We start from the raw sequence: 17,349 nt of genomic DNA, 5'->3' as shown, positions 1-17,349 counted from the left end.
CTTCCGAAAGCGTGACGTTGAAGGGGCGCGGGTTCCCACCGGAACCCGCGCCCCTCAACGTGCTCTGACCGCCGTCGCCGCGCGCCCGGCCACCTCGCGGCACCGGCGAAGCACGGCCGACCACCGGTCCGCGACCCGCCACCCCAGCCGCGCCGCCGACCTCGGCGCAAGGACCGCCCGAACCCGGGTGGACCGGTCGGCGTCCGCGTGCAGCGCCCGGCGCACCCGCCGTACGTCCTCGGCGACATCCGCCGCCGTGCTCGGCGCCGGTGCGTACAGCACCTGTTCCATCGCGCTCGCCAGCCGGCGGGCGGACTCCGCGGCGCCGCCTTCCAGCCTGCCCACACGGATCAGCCGGTCGGCCGCTCCGCGTGGGGTCTCCGAGCCATGGGGCAGGATGCCGTAGTCCCAGGCGGTGTCCACCAGTTCACGCCAGGCGGCCGGCACCCGGCCACCTGGCGAGTCGTCATCAGGCCCCAGCCGGGCGGTCCGCAGCCGCGAGCGCCACACCATCGGCAGCAGGCACAGCGCGCCGAGCACCAGGGCACCAGCCACTACGATCCACACCCCGGCGGTTGAGCTGTCGCCACCGCCCGGCGCGCTGACCGACGGCAGGCCGCTGTTGCCGCAGTCGTTGGTCCGGCGGGCCGCCTCGTCGCAGGTCGGCGTGGCGGAGGGGTTGGCGGACGGCGCCGAACTGGCGCCCTGCTGCGGCCCGGCCGGGTCATGGGTGCCCGGCAACGTGGTGTTGTCCCGGGTGTAGTCGGGGGTGCTGCCACGGCTCGGGGTGGGTTCGAAGCGGGTCCAGCCGACCCCCTCGAAGTACAGCTCGGGCCAGGCGTGCGCGTCCTTCACCCCCACCAGCCAGGAGTTGTCCGACTGCTGGGTGCCCGGGACGAAGCCCACGTCGACCCGGGCCGGGATACCGAGGGTGCGTGCCATCGCGGCCATGGTGAAGGCGAAATGGACGCAGAAGCCCCGCTTGTCCCGCAGGAAGCGGTCTATCGCATCCGGGCCGCTGCCCTCCTGGACCCGGGTGTCGTAGGTGAAACCACCGGTCAGGGTGAACCAGTTCTGCAGCTTGACCGCGCGCTCGTAGGCGTTGGCCGCGCCCTGCGTCACCTGCTGCGCGATCTGCCGGACATCGGCCGGCAGCGAGCCGGGGACCTGGGTGTAGTCCCGCTGGATCTGAGACGGTGCCGGGGGAGCCTCGGCGAGTTGGCGCGCCGTCGGCTGCACCAGCAGGCTGGAGACCTGGTACTGCGCGTCCGCGGTGGTCTGCCCGTGGTCGCCGATCAGGGTGCGGCCCTCCGGTTCGTACCGCCAGTTCCCGGCGATCCGCACCCTCGTCGCCGGATAGGGCAGCGGCAGGTAGTTCTGCGCATACGTCGAGACGGCCCTGATCGAGGTGGCCGCCTGGCTCACCTGCACCCCGGGGCTGAGCCCCGCGGGCGTCGGCAAGGGGTCCGGCACGTCGGTGACCCGGCGCTGCGACGCCTTCCACGAGGTGCCGTCGAACTGGTCCAGCGTGATGATCCGCAGATACATGCTGAGGGCGTCGGGGGAGGTGGTGCTGTAGCGCAGCACTTCGCGGTCGCCCTGCTGATTGAGGTTGTTCTGCAGGGACACCAGCGGATTGACCGCGGTGATCGTGCCGCCGCCGTGCCCGAGCGGGCCATTGGGGTCGGCGGCGTCCAGCAGCCCGCCGCCCATCGCGGGCAGCGCGGCCGGTGCCATCAGCGCCAGCCCCAGGGCCAGCGCGCCGATCCGGCGCCCGGTGCGCACCGGTGCCACCGCGCCCTGCCCGCCGGGCCCGGCGCCGCCCGCCGGATGCCCGGCACGGCGCGCCGAGCCGCCGAACACCCGCCCCCACCGCGACAGCCGCTCCCGGCCCTCCGCGAGCAGCAGCAGAAGGTATCCGCCCGCCGCGAGCAGGAACCACAGCCAGTGCACACCGCCCTCGCCCAGCCCGGAGGCGACCGAGTACAGCGCCAGCAGCGGCAGCCCGGCCGGGGCCGCACTGCGGTAGGTCACCGCGAGTACGTCCACCACCAGCGCGATCAGCAGCACGCCGCCCACCAGCAGCAGCCGGATCCCGCCGGTCACCGGCGCCGGTGTGGCGTACTGGCCGACGTCGCGTATCCCGTCCCCGAGCAGTAGGCCCAGCCCGCCGATCGCGGCCGGGCCCGGCAGCAGGCCGAGCACCGCGTGGGCGCGGACGAAGACGAAGGCCAGCAGCACAAGCGACACGGTCGCCTGCAGCGCCACCGTCAGCGGTCTGGCCAGCGGTATCCGCCGCGCCCCGGCGCCCACCGCCGACTGCACCAGCACCAGCACCGCGGCCTGCACGATCCATGTCGTCGGCGTCGCCAGCGGCAGCAGCGAACACGCTGTCAGCAACGAGGCCAGCGCCGCGCAGAACGTCAGCCGTGCCCCTCCGCTCATCGCCTGGCCCCCGTTCCGTTGGGCGAGGCGGAACGGTCCGCTTGCCGCCACAGATCGGCCAACTGGTCGCCGGGCCGTACCAGGAGCACGGTCCAGCCCGCCTCACGCAGGAGCCGCAGCGGAGTGTGGGTCCGCTCGCCGTCGTCCCGCCCGTCGAGCACGAACGCCACCGCGCCGCCGGTGCGCTGCCGCATCCGTCCGACCACCGTCGCCTGCTCCTCGTCCAGCTCCCCGAGGAAGGCCACCACCAGCCCCTCGTTCCCCCCGCGCAGCACCTCGTGCGCGGGGGAGAGCGCGGCGCCGTCCGAGTGGTCCACCACGGCGAGCGCGTCCAGCAACAGCCCGGCCGTCTCCGAGGAGTCGGCGCCGGAGCCGCCGAACCCGCCGTTACCGCCCGAGCCCGCGGCTCCCTCCGGCCCCGGCACACAGCTGCCGGTGTCGGTCAGCAGCCGGGTCGCGTATCCGCGCTCCAGCATGTGCAGCGCGACCGACGCGGCGCCGGTCACCGCCCACTCGAAGGGGGAATCCGGCCCCGCCCCGTGGAAGGCGATGCGCCGGGTGTCCAGCAGGACGGTGCAGCGCGCCCGGTGCGGCTGTTCCTCGCGGCGCACCATCAACTCTCCGTACTTGGCGGTGGACCGCCAGTGCACCCGCCGCAGGTCGTCGCCGTACCGGTAGCCGCGCGGGATCACATCGTCCTCACCCGCCAGCGCCAGCGCCCGGTACCCGCTGTCCCCGTACCCCGACGCCTCCCCGCCGAGGCGCACCGCCGGGAGATGCTCCGTGCGCGGCACCACGGTCAGCACGTCGGAGGTCGCGAACGACCGGGTCAGCTCGCACATGCCGAACGGATCCGCCAACTGCAGCTGAAGCGGCCCGAGCGGATAACGCCCGCGCAGATCGGACCGGACGCGGTAGGCCACCTCCCGGTGCCCGCCCGGTTCGACCCGGTCCAGTACGAACCTCGGGCGCGGGCCCAGCACGTACGGCACCCGGTCCTGCAGCATCAGCAGCCCGGTGGGCAGCCGCGAGACGTTCTCCACCAGCAGCCGGACCCGCGCCTCGGACATCGCGGGCACCCGCGACGGGCTGAGGCGGCGGGTGCTCGACACCCGGTACCGGGTGCGGTACAGCACGGCCACACAGACCAGTGGCAGCACCGCGAGCAGCAACCCGACCCGCAGCAGGTCCGGCTGCCCGAGCACGTAGGCGCAGACGCCCGCCGCGACCCCGGCAGCCAGGAACGACCGCCCCCGCGTGGTGAGCCCGCTGAGCGCCTGGCGCACCCCGCCCTCCGGCTCGCTCCTGTCGGGCCCGCCCGGGCTCATGCGACGGCCCCCGGTGCTTCCGCGGGCACCGGACCCAGGTCCGCCGGGACGGCGGCGGCAGCCGCGTGCGGGGCGTTCACAGTGATCGGCCGCCGGAGCGCGGACCGTACGGGTCCGGGATCGGGGTGCGGCGGACGATCTCGGTCACCACGACTTCCGGGGTGCGGCGGTTCAACTGCGCCTGCGCGGTGGGCAGTAGCCGGTGTGCCAGTACCGCGGAGGCGAGCGCCTGCACATCGTCCGGCAGCACGAACTCCCGTCCGTCCAGGGCCGCGGCGGCCCGAGCCGCCCGTACCAGGTGCAGGGTCGCGCGCGGTGAGGCGCCCAGCCGCAGTTCCGGGTGGTGGCGGGTGGCGCCGACCAGATCCACCGCGTAGCGGCGCACACCGGGAGCCACGTGCACCGTCCGCACCGCCTCCACCAGTTTGGCGATCTCGTGGGCGTGTGCGACGGGTTGCAGATCGTCCAGCGGGTTGACGCCGCCGTGCACGTCCAGCATCTGCAACTCGGCTTCCGGGCTGGGGTAGCCGATCGACACCCGTGCCATGAAGCGGTCCCGCTGCGCCTCCGGAAGCGGGTAGGTGCCCTCCATCTCCACCGGGTTCTGGGTGGCGATCACCATGAAGGGGCTGGGCAGTTCGTACGTACTGCCGTCGATGGTGACCTGCCGCTCCTCCATCGACTCCAGCAGCGCCGACTGCGTCTTGGGCGAGGCGCGGTTGATCTCGTCGCCGACCACGATCTGCGCGAAGATCGCGCCCGGCTTGAACTCGAAGTCCTTGCGCTGCTGGTCGAAGACGCTCACTCCGGTGATGTCCGACGGCAGCAGGTCGGGGGTGAACTGGATGCGCCGCACCGAGCAGTCGATGGATCTCGCAAGTGCCTTGGCGAGCATGGTCTTACCCACGCCCGGCACGTCCTCGATCAGCAGATGCCCCTCGGCGAGCAGCACCGTCAGTGCGAGCCGTACGACCTCGGGCTTGCCCTCGATCACGTTCTCCACCGAACGCCGCACCCGCTCCACGGTGGTGGTCAGATCGCTGAGGCTCGCTCGTGCGTCAAAGGTCGTCACCCGGCCCTCCTAGGCCCATGTGCAGCAGGGCCCGTGCTGGCGCCCTTGTCCAGGGCCCGTCGCATTCCGAGGACCGGCCCTCCCCGACTCCGCGCACCGGGGAAGCCGGTGCCGCTCTGTGCATTCTTCCCTTCCGCTTGGCCCTACGTCACGGGCCTGCGCCAAGAGGGCGTTACTCGGTCGTGATTTCGCGGAGCAGGCCGGTGTGCACATCGAAGACGAAGCCGCGCACATCGTCGGTGTGCGGCAGGAACGGCGAGGTGCGCACCCGGGCCATCGACTGCCGTACGTCCTGGTCCGCATCGGAGAACGCCTCCACCGCCCAGGTCGGGCGCTGGCCCACCTCGCGCTCCAGCTCGGTGCGGAAGTCCTCGGTCAGCGACTGCAGGCCGCAGCCGGTGTGGTGGATCAGCACCACCGAGCGGGTGCCGAGGGCACGCTGGCTGATGGTCAGCGAGCGGATGGTGTCGTCGGTGACCACACCACCCGCGTTGCGGATGGTGTGGCAGTCGCCGAGCTCCAGGCCGAGCGCGGCGTGCAGGTCGATACGGGCGTCCATGCAGGCGACGACCGCGACCTTCAGTACCGGCCGGGCGTCCATACCGGGGTCGTGGAAGTCCGCCGCGTAGCGTCGGTTCGCCGCCACCAGGCGGTCGATCACGGACTCCCCGGCGGCGTCGGCGGTGGACTCGGCGGGCAGCGGTGCAGGTATGGGCATGTCCGTGACCGTAACGGGCGAGGGGCGCGCTGTCCCTCCGTGGGCTGGTCGAAATCGCGTAATTACCGCGTCAATTGCCTCACCTGTGAGGTAACCCACAGGTGAGGCGGCGGCTCCCCCGAACGGGTGAATTGCGCGCAAGGGGCGCGCGATGCTGCGCCCGCCGCGCCGGGGCGCCCGCGCATACTGCGGCCGCAACCACTCTGGCCTGCGGTTTCGTCTGTCACAGTGATGGCTGAGTACTCCTGGCGTCGGTTGACGGTGGGGCAACGTGGAGTAAAGTGGCGCGAAGTGGGAGGCGAGGTGCTCCCATTGTGGTGTTTCGGGCAGTCCGGGCGGTCGGTGCGGGTCGAGTGCGGGAGGTGCGGATGTTCCTCGGAACGTACGCGCCGCGACTCGATGACAAGAGCCGACTCGTCCTCCCGGCGAAGTTCCGTGACCAGCTCGCCGACGGACTGGTGATCACCAAGGGCCAGGAGCGGTGTCTGTGTGTCTGGCCGGCGAAGGAGTTCCGCGCCGTGACCGAGCAGCTGCGGCAGGCGCCGGTGACCTCGAAGGCAGCCCGCGACTACATGCGGGTGCTGTTCGCCGGAGCCACCGACGAGATCCCCGACAAGCAGGGGCGCATCACCATCCCGCAGCCGCTGCGCGACTACGCCGGACTCGCCAGGGACTGCGCGGTGATCGGCGCCAACAACCGGGTCGAGGTGTGGGACGCCGCGGCTTGGGATCACTACCTCGCCGCCCAGGAGGAGTCCTTCTCGGCTCTGTCGCAGGAGGTGCTTCCCGGAATACTGTGACGGCGCCGCCGCGCCCCGACGTGACGCGCCCTGGCGCACACCACGTCCCGAACCATCCGAACTGTCCGCATCCGAAACACCCGGCAGCCACGCCCGCGCCATCCGTGTACGTGACGCCAGGCCTCCTCCCGCTCCACGGTCTGCTGGTGCTACTTCCCCGGTACCAGCCGGCCTCTTCCCCTTCCGAGCGGGCGGGGACCCGGCGGTACGTCCAGCGCGTTCCCAAGGGCGCAGTCCGACAAGAGGGCCCAGATGAGCACCACCTGCCACGCGCCCCCATGCCCTAAGGGCATGGGAGGTACCCCCTGCACCCCGCCGCGGCCGCGGCGAGGCGACGCCGGAAAGGGGCGGTGACGGTGGAGCCACGCCATGTCCCGGTCATGCTCCAGCGCTGCCTCGACCTGCTGGCCCCGGCGCTGGCCGAACCCGGCGCGGTGGTGGTCGACGCCACGCTCGGCCTCGGCGGGCACAGCGAGGCGCTGCTGACGGCGTTCCCGGACGTCCGGCTGGTCGCGGTCGACCGCGACCCGGCCGCGCTCAAGCTGGCCGGGGAGCGGCTGGCGCCCTTCGGCGACCGGGCCGCCCTGGTGCACGCCGTGTACGACGAACTGCCCGATGTCCTGCACCGGTTGCAGATCCCCAAGGTCCAGGGCGTCCTGTTCGACCTCGGCGTCTCCTCCATGCAACTCGACGAGGCCGAGCGCGGTTTCGCGTACGCGCAGGACGCCCCGCTCGACATGCGGATGAACCAGGACGTCGGGATCAGCGCGGCCGAGGTCCTCAACACCTATCCGCCCGGTGAACTGGTCCGCATCCTGCGGACGTACGGCGAGGAGAAGTTCGCCCGCAAGATCGTGGAAGCGATCGTGCGGGAGCGGGAGCGGGAACCGTTCAGCAACAGCGCGCGACTGGTCGAACTCATCCGCGCCGCGCTGCCGCAGGCCGCCAAGCGCACCGGCGGCAACCCGGCCAAGCGCACCTTCCAGGCGCTGCGTATCGAGGTCAACGGCGAACTGGCGGTGCTGGAGCGGGCCATCCCGGCCGCCGTCGCCTCGCTGGCCGTCGGCGGGCGGATCGCCGTGCTCTCGTACCACTCGCTGGAGGACCGCCTGGTCAAGCAGGTCTTCGCGGCGGGCGCCAGCAACACCGCGCCGCCCGGGCTGCCGGTCATCCCCGAGCGGTACCAACCGCGGCTGAAACTGCTCACCCGCGGCGCCGAACTGCCCACCGAAGAGGAGATCGCCGCCAACCGGCGCGCGGCTCCCGCCCGACTGCGCGCCGCCCAACGCGTCCGCGAGGACGCTCCGGACGAGCGGGCCGCCCCATGACCGGCGGCATGAGCGGCGGCAAACCCAAGCCAGCGCCCCGGCCGGGGCTGGGCCGGCTGCTGCCGGGCCGTACCGGACGGTCGGCGAAGGCAGCCCGGGCGCCGTTCGTGCTGCTGGTGGTGGCGCTGCTGGCCAGCGGACTGATCTCGCTGCTGCTGCTCAACACGGCGGTGAACCAGGGGTCCTTCCAGTTGTCGAAGCTGAAGAAGGAGACCACGGACCTCACCGACCAGGAGCAGGCGCTCCAGCAGGAGGTCGACAAGGACTCGGCCCCCGGCACGCTGGAGCAGCGCGCCCGGGGGCTCGGCATGGTGCCGGGCGGCACCCCGGCCTTCCTCGGCCCCGACGGCAAGGTCCACGGCGTACCGGGCCAGGCCAGCGCACCGCCCGGCACGGCAGCGAACACCGCTCCCGCACCGCAGCCGCTCACGGCCCCCCGACCCGCGAGTGCCGCCCCGACCGTCGGAAGGTGAGCGAGTGACCGAGCAGAAGCCGCCCCGCCGCGGTCAGCCGCCCCGCCCGGCGGCTCCCCGCGGGCCCAGACCCGGCGGGCCGGGCCCCGGAGCGCGTCCGCGGCCGCGGACGACCGCCCCGGCCCGGCCGTCCACGGCCCCCGCGCTGCGCCTCATGCAGCCCCGGCCCCGGCTGCGGCTGGTGACCGTGCTGCTCACCCTGGTGCTGGTGGTGTTCTCGGTACGCCTGTTCCAGGTGCAGGTCGTCGACGCCGCCGCGTACGCGGCCAAGGCGGACCTCAACCGCTATCAGCCGGTGGAGATCGCCGCCAAGCGCGGCGACATCACCGACCGCTTCGGCGTACCGCTGGCGACCAGCGTCGACGCGGACGACATCACCGCCGACCCGTACCTGTTCACCCCGCAGCAGGCCAAGACCGACAGCGCCCCGCAGCAGGCCGCCGCGCTGCTCGCCCCGATCATCGGCGGCGACGAACGGACCATCGCCCAGCAGCTGTCCACCCCCAAGTCCCGCTACGTGGTGCTGGCCCGCCGCCAGTTGCCGCAGGTGTGGAACCGGATCAAGGTCCTCAAGAGCAGCCTGGCCGACCAGGCGGCCAAGCACGGCGCCCCCGGTCTGCTGAACGGCGTCCTGTCCGAGCCCACCAGCAAGCGGGTCTACCCCAACGGCGACCTCGCGGCCGGTGTGCTCGGTTTCGTCAACGGCCAGCAGCAGGGCGCGGGCGGCCTGGAGGCCGGGCTGAACGGTGAACTCGCCGGTCGGCCGGGCAAGATGACCTACGCCCAGTCCGGCAGCCAGATGATCCCCAGCGCGGGCATCCAGGAGCAGTCCGCGGTGCCCGGTGCGAACGTCGAGCTGACCATCGACCGGGACATCCAGTGGGCCGCCCAGAGCGCCATCAGCCAGCAGGTGCGGCAGTCCGGGGCCGACCGCGGCTACGTGGTCGTCCAGGACTCGCGCACCGGCCAGATCCTCGCCATGGCCGACGCCCCCGGTTTCGACCCCAACGACATCGGCCGCGCCGACCCCGCCGCGCTGGGCAACCCGGCCCTGCAGGACGCGTACGAGCCCGGCAGCGTCAGCAAGCTGATGTCGATGTCCGCGGTCCTCGACGAGGGCGTGGCCACCCCCTGGACGCATGTCGTCGTCCCCGGCACCCTGCAGCGCGGCGACCGGGTCTTCCACGATGACGTCGACCACGGCACCTGGGACCTCACCCTCAACGGGGTGCTGGCCAAATCCAGCAATATCGGGACGATCCTGGCGACCGGCCAGCTCGGCAAGAACCAGAATCAAGCCAACCAGGTGCTGTACTCGTATCTGAGGAAGTTCGGCATCGGTGATCCGACCGGGCTGAACTTCCCCGGCGAGACCCCCGGCATCCTGGCGAAACCGCAGAACTGGAGCACCTCCCAGCAGTACACGATCCCCTTCGGCCAGGGACTGTCCGTCAACGCGGTACAGGCCACCTCGATCTACTCGACCATCGCCAACGGCGGAGTACGCATCCAGCCGACCCTGGTCAAGGGCACCACCGGCCCCGACGGCCAGTTCACCCCGGCCCCCGCGGCCAAGAAGACCAGGGTGGTCGGTGAGAAGACCGCCAAGACGCTCTCCGAGATGCTGGAGTCCGTGGTCGGCGACGACCAGGGCACCGGCACCAAGGCGCAGATCGACGGCTACCGGGTGGCGGGCAAGACCGGCACGGCCAACCGGGTCGACCCCAAGACCGGCCGCTACCACGGCTACACGGCCTCCTTCATGGGCTTCGCCCCGGCCGACGCCCCGCGGGTCACGGTCTCCTGCGTCATCCAGAACCCGACGGTCGGCAGCTACTTCGGCGGCCAGATCTGCGGGCCGGTCTTCAAGCAGGTCATGGAGTTCGCGTTGAAGACACTCCAGGTGCCGCCCACAGGTACGGCGGGACCGCAGATCCCCGTCGACTTCCAGTCCGGGAAGCAGTGAGGACACCGTGACAACGATCACAGATTCAACGGGAGAGGGAACCGCCGGAGAGCCGTCGGCGCTGGCCCCTTTTCGCCGGGACCCGTACCCGCCCGGTAACCTCACCGCCGTGCCACATGCTGATCAGTCCCACCAAGCGCAGGGCGACCCCGGTCATGTCCCGGGACCGCCGCGCCCGTCCCAGGTCCGCCCCAAACCGCTCACGGAGCTGGCCGAGCAGCTCGGCACCGCGGTGCCCTCCCCGGGGAAGTCCGCCACCGGCATCACCCACGATTCCCGAGCGGTCCGCCCGGGAGACGTCTACGCCGCTCTGCCGGGCGCCCGCTTCCACGGCGCCGACTTCGCCGCCCAGGCCGCCGAGCGCGGCGCGGTCGCGGTCCTGACCGACCCGGCGGGCCGGCAGCGCGCCGCCGCCACCGGGCTGCCGGTCCTCGTGGTGGACGAGCCGCGGGCCCGGATGGGCGCGCTGGCCGCCGCGATCTACGACGAGCCCGGCCATGACCTGCTGCAGATCGGTATCACCGGCACCTCGGGCAAGACCACCACCGCGTATCTGGTCGAGGGCGGCCTGCGGGCGGCCCACGGCGAGCACACCGGGCTGATCGGCACCGTCGAGTCGCGGATCGGCGACGAGCGGATCAAGAGCGAACGCACCACGCCGGAGGCCACCGACCTGCAGGCGCTGTTCGCGGTGATGCGGGAACGCGGTGTGCGCTCCGTCGCCATGGAGGTCTCCAGCCACGCCCTGGTGCTCGGCCGGGTGGACGGCGCGGTCTTCGACATCGCGGTGTTCACCAACCTCAGCCCCGAGCACATGGAATTCCACTCCGACATGGAGGACTACTTCCAGGCGAAGGCGCAGCTGTTCACCCCGGTCCGCAGCCGGGCCGGGGTGGTCAACCTCGACGACGAGTACGGCCGCAGGCTGCTGAAGGAAGCCACCGTGCCGGTGGTCAGCTTCTCCGCCGAGGGCCACCCGGACGCCGACTGGCGTGCCGAGGACGTCACCGTCGGGCCGCTGGGCAGCACGTTCACCGTCGTCGGCCCGAAGGACGAGCGGGTCAGCGCCACCGCGCCGCTGCCCGGCCCGTTCAACGTGGCCAACTCGCTCGCCGCGATCACCGCACTGGTCGCCGCCGGTATCGACCCGCAGACCGCGGCCGACGGTGTGGCCGCCGTCCCCGGCGTCCCCGGCCGCCTGGAGCGGGTGGACGAGGGCCAGGGGTATCTGGCGGTGGTCGACTACGCGCACAAGACCGACGCCGTCGAGTCCGTACTGCGTGCCCTGCGCAAGGTCACCGAGGGCCGCATCCATGTCGTCCTCGGCTGCGGCGGCGACCGTGACCAGCAAAAGCGCGGCCCGATGGGCGCCGCGTGCGCGCGGCTGGCCGACACGGCGGTCCTCACCTCGGACAACCCGCGCTCCGAGGACCCGCTGGCGATCCTCGCCGCGATGCTGGCCGGGGCCGCCGAGGTACCCGCGCACGAGCGCGGACATGTCACCGTGGAGCCGGACCGGGCGGCCGCGATCGCCGCGGCCGTCGCGGTCGCCGAACCCGGGGACACCGTGCTCGTCGCGGGCAAGGGCCATGAACAGGGCCAGGACATCGCCGGAGTGGTACGCCCCTTCGACGACCGTGAGGTACTGCGTACAGCGATCCGGAACGCCGCGCTCCGGAAAGCCGAAACTCCGCTCACCCAAGCGAAGGACCAGGACCAGCAGTGATCGCATTCACCCTCGCCGAGGTCGCGCAGGCGGTCGGCGGGAGCATGCACGACATACCCGACCCGCGCGTCCCCGTCACCGGATCCGTGGTGATCGACTCCCGAGAGGTGCGCCCCGGCGCGCTGTTCGCCGCCTTCCGCGGTGAGCGGGTGGACGGACACGACTTCGCCGAGACCGCCCTGGCGGCCGGTGCGGTGGCGGTACTGGCCGCCCGTCCCATCGCCGGGCCGTCGATCGTCGTCGACGACGTCCAGGCCGCCCTGGGCGCACTCGCCCGGGCCGTCATCGAACGGCTCGGTGCCAGCGTCGTCGCGCTCACCGGCTCGGCGGGCAAGACCAGCACCAAGGACCTGATCGCCCAACTGCTGGCGAAGATCGGCCCCACCGTCTGGCCGCCCGGCTCCTTCAACAACGAGATCGGGCTGCCGCTGACCGCGCTGCGCGCCGACGAGGAGACCCGCCATCTCGTACTGGAGATGGGTGCGCGCGGAATCGGCCACATCAACTACCTGACCAGCCTGACCCCGCCGCGCATCGGCGTGGTGCTCAACGTCGGCACCGCGCACATCGGCGAGTTCGGCGGCCGTGAGCAGATCGCCCAGGCGAAGGGCGAGTTGGTCGAGGCGCTGCCGCCCGCCGTGGAAGGCGGCGTCGCGGTGCTCAACGCCGACGACCCGCTGGTACGGGCGATGGCGGCCCGCACCAAGGCGAGGACGGTGCTGTTCGGCGAGGCCGAGGACGCCGAGGTGCGTGCCGAGAACGTCCGCCTCGACGAAAGCGGACGCCCGGTCTTCACACTCCGCACACCCACCGGGTGCGCCCAAGTGACCTTGCGGCTGTACGGTGAGCACCACGTGTCGAACGCGCTGGCCGCGGCCGCCGTCGCCGGTGAACTGGGCATGCCCACCTCGCAGATCGCGTCCGCGCTCTCGGAGGCGGGCACACTCTCGCGCTGGCGTATGGAGGTCGTCGAACGGCCGGACGGTGTGACGGTCGTCAACGACGCCTACAACGCGAACCCCGACTCCATGCGTGCTGCGCTGCGTGCGCTCGCCGCCATGGGCGAAGCCGCACGGGCAAGGGGGGGCCGGACCTGGGCGGTGCTCGGCGAGATGGCCGAGCTCGGCGGGGAATCCCTCGCCGAGCACGACGCGGTCGGGCGGCTCGCCGTCCGGCTCAACGTCAGCAAGCTCGTGGCCGTCGGTGGCCAGGCGGCCGCCTGGTTGGACATGGGCGCCAAGAACGAGGGTTCATGGGGTGAGGAGTCGGTGCACGTGTCCGACGCGGAGACGGCGATCGATTTGTTGCGCAGCGAAGTGCGCCCGGGGGACGTCGTGCTGGTGAAGGCATCGAGGTCGATCGGCCTGGAGCGGATCGCACTGGCACTGCTGGACGGCGCCGAGGGCGAGGGCTGAGCGATGAAACAGATCCTCATCTCCGGTGTCATCGCGCTGTTCCTGTCCCTGGTCGGCACCCCGCTGCTGATCAAGCTGCTGGCCCGCAAGGGCTACGGCCAGTTCATCCGTGACGACGGCCCCAAGGAACACCACAGCAAGCGCGGCACCCCGACCATGGGCGGTATCGCGTTCATCCTGGCGACACTGATCGCCTACGCGATGACCAAGGTCATCGTCTCCGAACGGCCCACGATGTCCGGCCTGTTGGTGCTCTTCCTCTTCGCCGGTCTCGGCGTGGTCGGCTTCCTGGACGACTACATCAAGATCGTCAAGCAGCGCAGCCTCGGTCTGCGGGCCAAGGCCAAGATGGCCGGGCAGTTCATCGTCGGCATCACCTTCGCGCTGCTGGCCCTCAACTTCGCCGACGGGCGCGGCACCACCCCCGCCTCCACCAGGCTGTCCTTCACCCAGGACTTCGGCTGGTCGATCGGCCCGGTGATCTTCGTCATCTGGGCGCTGTTCATGATCCTCGCGATGTCGAACGGGGTGAACCTCACCGACGGCCTCGACGGTCTGGCCACCGGCGCCTCGGTGATGGTCTTCGCCGCCTACACCGTCATCGGCGTCTGGCAGTACGGGCAGTCCTGCGCCAACCCGCTGACCGCGGGCCCGGGTTGTTACGACGTACGCGACCCGCTGGACCTCGCCGTGGTGGCGGCCGCCCTGATGGGCGCGTGCTTCGGCTTCCTGTGGTGGAACACCTCGCCCGCCAAGATCTTCATGGGTGACACCGGGTCGCTGGCGCTCGGCGGCGCGCTCGCCGGACTCGCGATCTGCTCGCGCACCGAGCTGCTGCTCGCCATCCTCGGTGGTCTGTTCGTCCTGATCACCCTCTCCGTCGTCATCCAGGTCGGCTCCTTCCGGCTCACCGGGAAGCGGGTCTTCCGGATGGCCCCACTCCAGCACCACTTCGAGCTCAAGGGGTGGAGCGAGGTTCTGGTCGTGGTCCGCTTCTGGATCATCCAGGGCATGTGCATGGCCGTCGGCCTGGGCCTGTTCTACGCGGGCTTCGTCGCGGCGAAGTAAGGACTGCCATGGAACTGTCGGGTAAGCACGTCACGGTCGCCGGGCTCGGCGTCTCCGGGGTCAGCGCCGCCCGGGTGCTCGCCGGTCTCGGCGCGCACGTCACCGTGGTCGACGGCGGCGACGGCGAGCGGCAGCGGGAGACCGCGGCCGCTCTTGGGGGCGAGGGCATCACGGTCCGCCTCGGCGACGGTGACACCCTGCCCGAGGGCACCGACCTCATCGTCACCTCGCCCGGCTGGAAGCCCACCAGCCCGCTCTTCGCGGCAGCCGCGGATGTGGGCATCGAGGTCTGGGGCGACGTGGAGCTGGCCTGGCGGCTACGCGGCACGGCGCGTAGCGCCTCGGTTGAGGGTGGTGGTGGGCGACGGGCGGGTGTATCCGCGGCGCGTAGCGCCTCGGTTGAGGGTGGTGGTGGGCGACGGGCGGGCGCCGCCCCCTGGCTCGCGGTCACCGGGACCAACGGCAAGACCACCACCGTCCAGATGCTCGCCTCGATCCTGAAGGCGGCGGGCCTGCGCACCGCGGCCGTCGGCAACATCGGCGTCTCCGTGCTGGACGCCGTGCTCGGCGAGGAGGAGTACGACGTCCTCGCCGTCGAGTTGTCCAGCTACCAACTGCACTGGGCGCCCAGCGTCCGCGCCCACTCCGCCGCCGTACTGAACATCGCCCCCGACCACCTCGACTGGCACGGCTCGATGGCCGCGTACGCCGCTGACAAGGGTCGTATCTACGAGGGCAACACGGTCGCCTGCGTCTACAACACCGCCGACCCGGCCACCGAGGAACTGGTCCGCGCGGCCGACGTCGAAGAGGGCTGCCGGGCCATCGGCTTCACCCTCGGCACGCCCGCCCCCTCCCAACTCGGCGTGGTGGAAGGGATCCTGGTCGACCGGGCCTTCGTCGAGGACCGGTACAAGAACGCCCAGGAACTGGCCGAGGTCACCGACGTCCAGCCCCCGGCGCCGCACAACATCGCCAACGCGCTCGCCGCCGCCGCGCTGGCCCGCGCCTACGGCGTCGAACCGCGCGCGGTACGCGACGGGCTGCGCGCCTTCCGTCCCGACGCGCACCGCATCGAGCGGGTGGCCACCGTGGACGGCGTGGACTACGTCGACGACTCCAAGGCCACCAACACCCATGCCGCCGAGGCGTCGTTGGCCGCCTATGAGCACATCGTGTGGATCGCCGGAGGTCTGGCCAAGGGCGCCACGTTCGATGAGCTTGTCGCCAAATCGGCAAAGCGACTTCGCGGGGTCGTGCTCATCGGCGCCGACCGCGCCCTGATCGCCGAAGCGCTTCGACGACACGCCCCCGAAGTCCCGGTCGTCGACCTGGAACGGACCGACACTGAAGCGATGACGGCCGTGGTCGACGCCGCCGCAGCACTCGCCCAGCCCGGCGACACCGTCCTACTGGCCCCCGCCTGTGCCTCGATGGACATGTTCGCCAACTACGGCAAGCGCGGCGATGCCTTCGCCGCGGCCGTACGCGCTCTGCACAACAACCGATAGCCGGTCGTCCACGCGTCGCCGAGGACCCGGCGCGACGCACCGATGGAGGGGACGCGCATGACGGCCGACCGCTCTACCGCCCGTGACGGCCGCCGCCCCGGACCGGGGGCGTCGCAGGCGCTGCCCGGCGGCCGCCCCCCGGCGCGTCCGGGCCCGGCCGCCGTACCGGGGCCGCTGCGCGGGTCCGGCCGGGGCGCCGCGGGCCCGGCCCGGCCGCCGGGTACGGCCACGTCGGGCCGGGGCGGTACGGTACGCGGTGCGCGGGTGGCGTACGAGCGGGTCAGAAGGGCCTGGGACCGGCCGCTGACCGCCTACTACCTGATCCTGGGCGGCAGTGCCCTGATCACCGTGCTCGGCCTTGTCATGGTGTTCTCCGCCTCACAGGTCAAGGCGTTGCAGATGGGCCTGCCGGGTACCTACTTCTTCCGTAAGCAGTTGCTTGCGGCAGCCATCGGCGGGGTTCTGATGGTGTTCGCCGCCCGGTTGTCGGTACGGACCCATCGGACGCTGGCGTATCCACTGCTAGCCGGATCGATTTTCCTGATGGCGCTGGTGCAGGTGCCGGGGATAGGGAAGAAGGTCAACGGCAACCAGAACTGGCTGTCCATCGGCGGCCCGTTCCAGATCCAGCCCAGCGAGTTCGCCAAGCTCGCCCTGGTGCTGTGGGGCGCCGACCTGCTCGCCCGCAAGTACGAGAAGCGGCTGCTCACCCAGTGGAAGCATCTGCTGGTGCCACTCGTACCGGCGGTCATGCTGGTCCTCGGGCTGATCCTGCTCGGCGGCGACATGGGCACCGCGATCGTGCTCACCGCGATGCTGTTCGGGCTGCTGTGGCTGGCCGGGGCGCCCACCAGGCTGTTCGCGGGCGTGCTGAGCGTGGCGGGACTGCTCGCGCTGCTGCTGATCAAGACCAGTCCGCACCGGATGTCCCGGCTCGCGTGCATTGGTGCCACCGACCCGGGGGTCAATGATCAGTGCTGGCAGGCGGTGCACGGGATCTATGCACTGGCCTCGGGCGGATGGTTCGGTTCCGGTCTTGGCGCGAGTGTGGAAAAATGGGGTCAACTCCCCGAGCCGCACACCGACTTCATCTTCGCCGTGACAGGGGAGGAACTCGGCCTAGCGGGGACGCTGTCGGTGCTCGGTCTCTTCGCGGCTCTAGGCTATGCGGGTATCCGCGTGGCCGGACGCACGGAGGACCCCTTCGTCAGGTTCGCGGCGGGAAGCGTGACCACCTGGATCATGGCCCAGGCCGTGGTCAACATCGGGTCGGTGCTCGGTCTGCTGCCGATCGCCGGGGTTCCGCTCCCGCTGTTCTCCTACGGGGGTTCGGCCCTGCTGCCGACCATGTTCGCGATCGGGCTGCTGATCTCCTTCGCCAGGAGCGAGCCCGGCGCGAGGGCGGCACTGGCCGCGCGGGGGGCGGGTCCTGTGACAGGGGCAATGACACGTAGCATGCGACGTCTCGTCCGACGACGGTCGTCCAGGAAGCGGTGAAT

General features: G+C 71.7%; 13 protein-coding genes. 9 read left to right on the top strand and 4 right to left on the bottom strand.

The genetic code is table 11. The features are described 5' to 3' along the window. Positions 1-54: 54 nt before the first annotated feature. The 4 genes from P2L57_RS15480 to P2L57_RS15465 form a co-directional block, all read right to left on the bottom strand. On the bottom strand, positions 55-2,445 hold the full coding sequence (locus P2L57_RS15480) for a transglutaminase TgpA family protein (protein WP_275814440.1): 2,391 nt from the start codon (positions 2,443-2,445) through the stop codon (positions 55-57). Next, on the bottom strand, positions 2,442-3,773 hold the full coding sequence (locus P2L57_RS15475) for a DUF58 domain-containing protein (protein WP_275814437.1): 1,332 nt from the start codon (positions 3,771-3,773) through the stop codon (positions 2,442-2,444). Before P2L57_RS15475 ends, P2L57_RS15480 begins: the two co-directional genes overlap by 4 nt. Before the next feature lie 76 nt (positions 3,774-3,849). Next, a complete protein-coding gene (locus P2L57_RS15470; protein ID WP_275814435.1) occupies positions 3,850-4,845 on the bottom strand; it encodes an AAA family ATPase in 996 nt (331 codons plus the stop codon). A 172-nt stretch (positions 4,846-5,017) separates the two neighbouring features. Next, positions 5,018-5,563 carry a beta-class carbonic anhydrase gene (locus tag P2L57_RS15465; protein ID WP_275814432.1) on the bottom strand — a complete coding sequence of 182 codons (546 nt, stop codon included), beginning with the start codon at positions 5,561-5,563 and terminating at the stop codon, positions 5,018-5,020. A 368-nt stretch (positions 5,564-5,931) separates the two neighbouring features. Here P2L57_RS15465 and mraZ point away from each other — a divergent pair, with 368 nt between their 5' ends. From mraZ to ftsW, 9 genes are all read left to right on the top strand, one after another. Next, on the top strand, positions 5,932-6,363 hold the full coding sequence (mraZ, locus tag P2L57_RS15460; RefSeq protein ID WP_275814428.1) for a division/cell wall cluster transcriptional repressor MraZ: 432 nt from the start codon (positions 5,932-5,934) through the stop codon (positions 6,361-6,363). A gap of 356 nt (positions 6,364-6,719) precedes the next feature. Next, on the top strand, positions 6,720-7,691 hold the full coding sequence (gene rsmH, locus P2L57_RS15455) for a 16S rRNA (cytosine(1402)-N(4))-methyltransferase RsmH (protein WP_275814633.1): 972 nt from the start codon (positions 6,720-6,722) through the stop codon (positions 7,689-7,691). A gap of 8 nt (positions 7,692-7,699) precedes the next feature. Further along, complete coding sequence (ftsL, locus tag P2L57_RS15450) at positions 7,700-8,164, top strand: cell division protein FtsL (protein ID WP_275814424.1); 465 nt, start codon at positions 7,700-7,702, stop codon at positions 8,162-8,164. Positions 8,165-8,168: 4 nt separating this feature from the next. Beyond that, positions 8,169-10,130: a peptidoglycan D,D-transpeptidase FtsI family protein gene (locus P2L57_RS15445; RefSeq protein ID WP_275814421.1), complete on the top strand. Its 1,962-nt coding sequence runs from the start codon at positions 8,169-8,171 to the stop codon at positions 10,128-10,130. A gap of 7 nt (positions 10,131-10,137) precedes the next feature. After that, positions 10,138-11,856, top strand: coding sequence for a UDP-N-acetylmuramoyl-L-alanyl-D-glutamate--2,6-diaminopimelate ligase (locus tag P2L57_RS15440; RefSeq protein ID WP_372515720.1), 1,719 nt, complete (start codon positions 10,138-10,140; stop codon positions 11,854-11,856). Then, the gene (locus P2L57_RS15435) at positions 11,853-13,271 is read left to right on the top strand and encodes a UDP-N-acetylmuramoyl-tripeptide--D-alanyl-D-alanine ligase (RefSeq protein WP_275814415.1); all 1,419 of its coding nucleotides are present in this window, start codon (positions 11,853-11,855) and stop codon (positions 13,269-13,271) included. Before P2L57_RS15440 ends, P2L57_RS15435 begins: the two co-directional genes overlap by 4 nt. Positions 13,272-13,274: 3 nt before the next feature. Next, positions 13,275-14,339 carry a phospho-N-acetylmuramoyl-pentapeptide-transferase gene (mraY, locus tag P2L57_RS15430; protein WP_275814412.1) on the top strand — a complete coding sequence of 355 codons (1,065 nt, stop codon included), beginning with the start codon at positions 13,275-13,277 and terminating at the stop codon, positions 14,337-14,339. A gap of 8 nt (positions 14,340-14,347) precedes the next feature. After that, positions 14,348-15,850 carry a UDP-N-acetylmuramoyl-L-alanine--D-glutamate ligase gene (gene murD, locus P2L57_RS15425; RefSeq protein WP_275814409.1) on the top strand — a complete coding sequence of 501 codons (1,503 nt, stop codon included), beginning with the start codon at positions 14,348-14,350 and terminating at the stop codon, positions 15,848-15,850. A 57-nt stretch (positions 15,851-15,907) separates the two neighbouring features. Next, complete coding sequence (gene ftsW / locus P2L57_RS15420) at positions 15,908-17,347, top strand: putative lipid II flippase FtsW (RefSeq protein WP_275814405.1); 1,440 nt, start codon at positions 15,908-15,910, stop codon at positions 17,345-17,347. Positions 17,348-17,349 lie beyond the last annotated feature (2 nt).

The sequence above is a fragment of the Streptantibioticus ferralitis genome, assembly GCF_029223525.1.
Classification (GTDB): domain Bacteria; phylum Actinomycetota; class Actinomycetes; order Streptomycetales; family Streptomycetaceae; genus Streptantibioticus_A; species Streptantibioticus_A ferralitis.
Note: the sequence above shows the minus strand (reverse complement) of the source record. Positions and strands in the feature narration are given on the sequence as shown.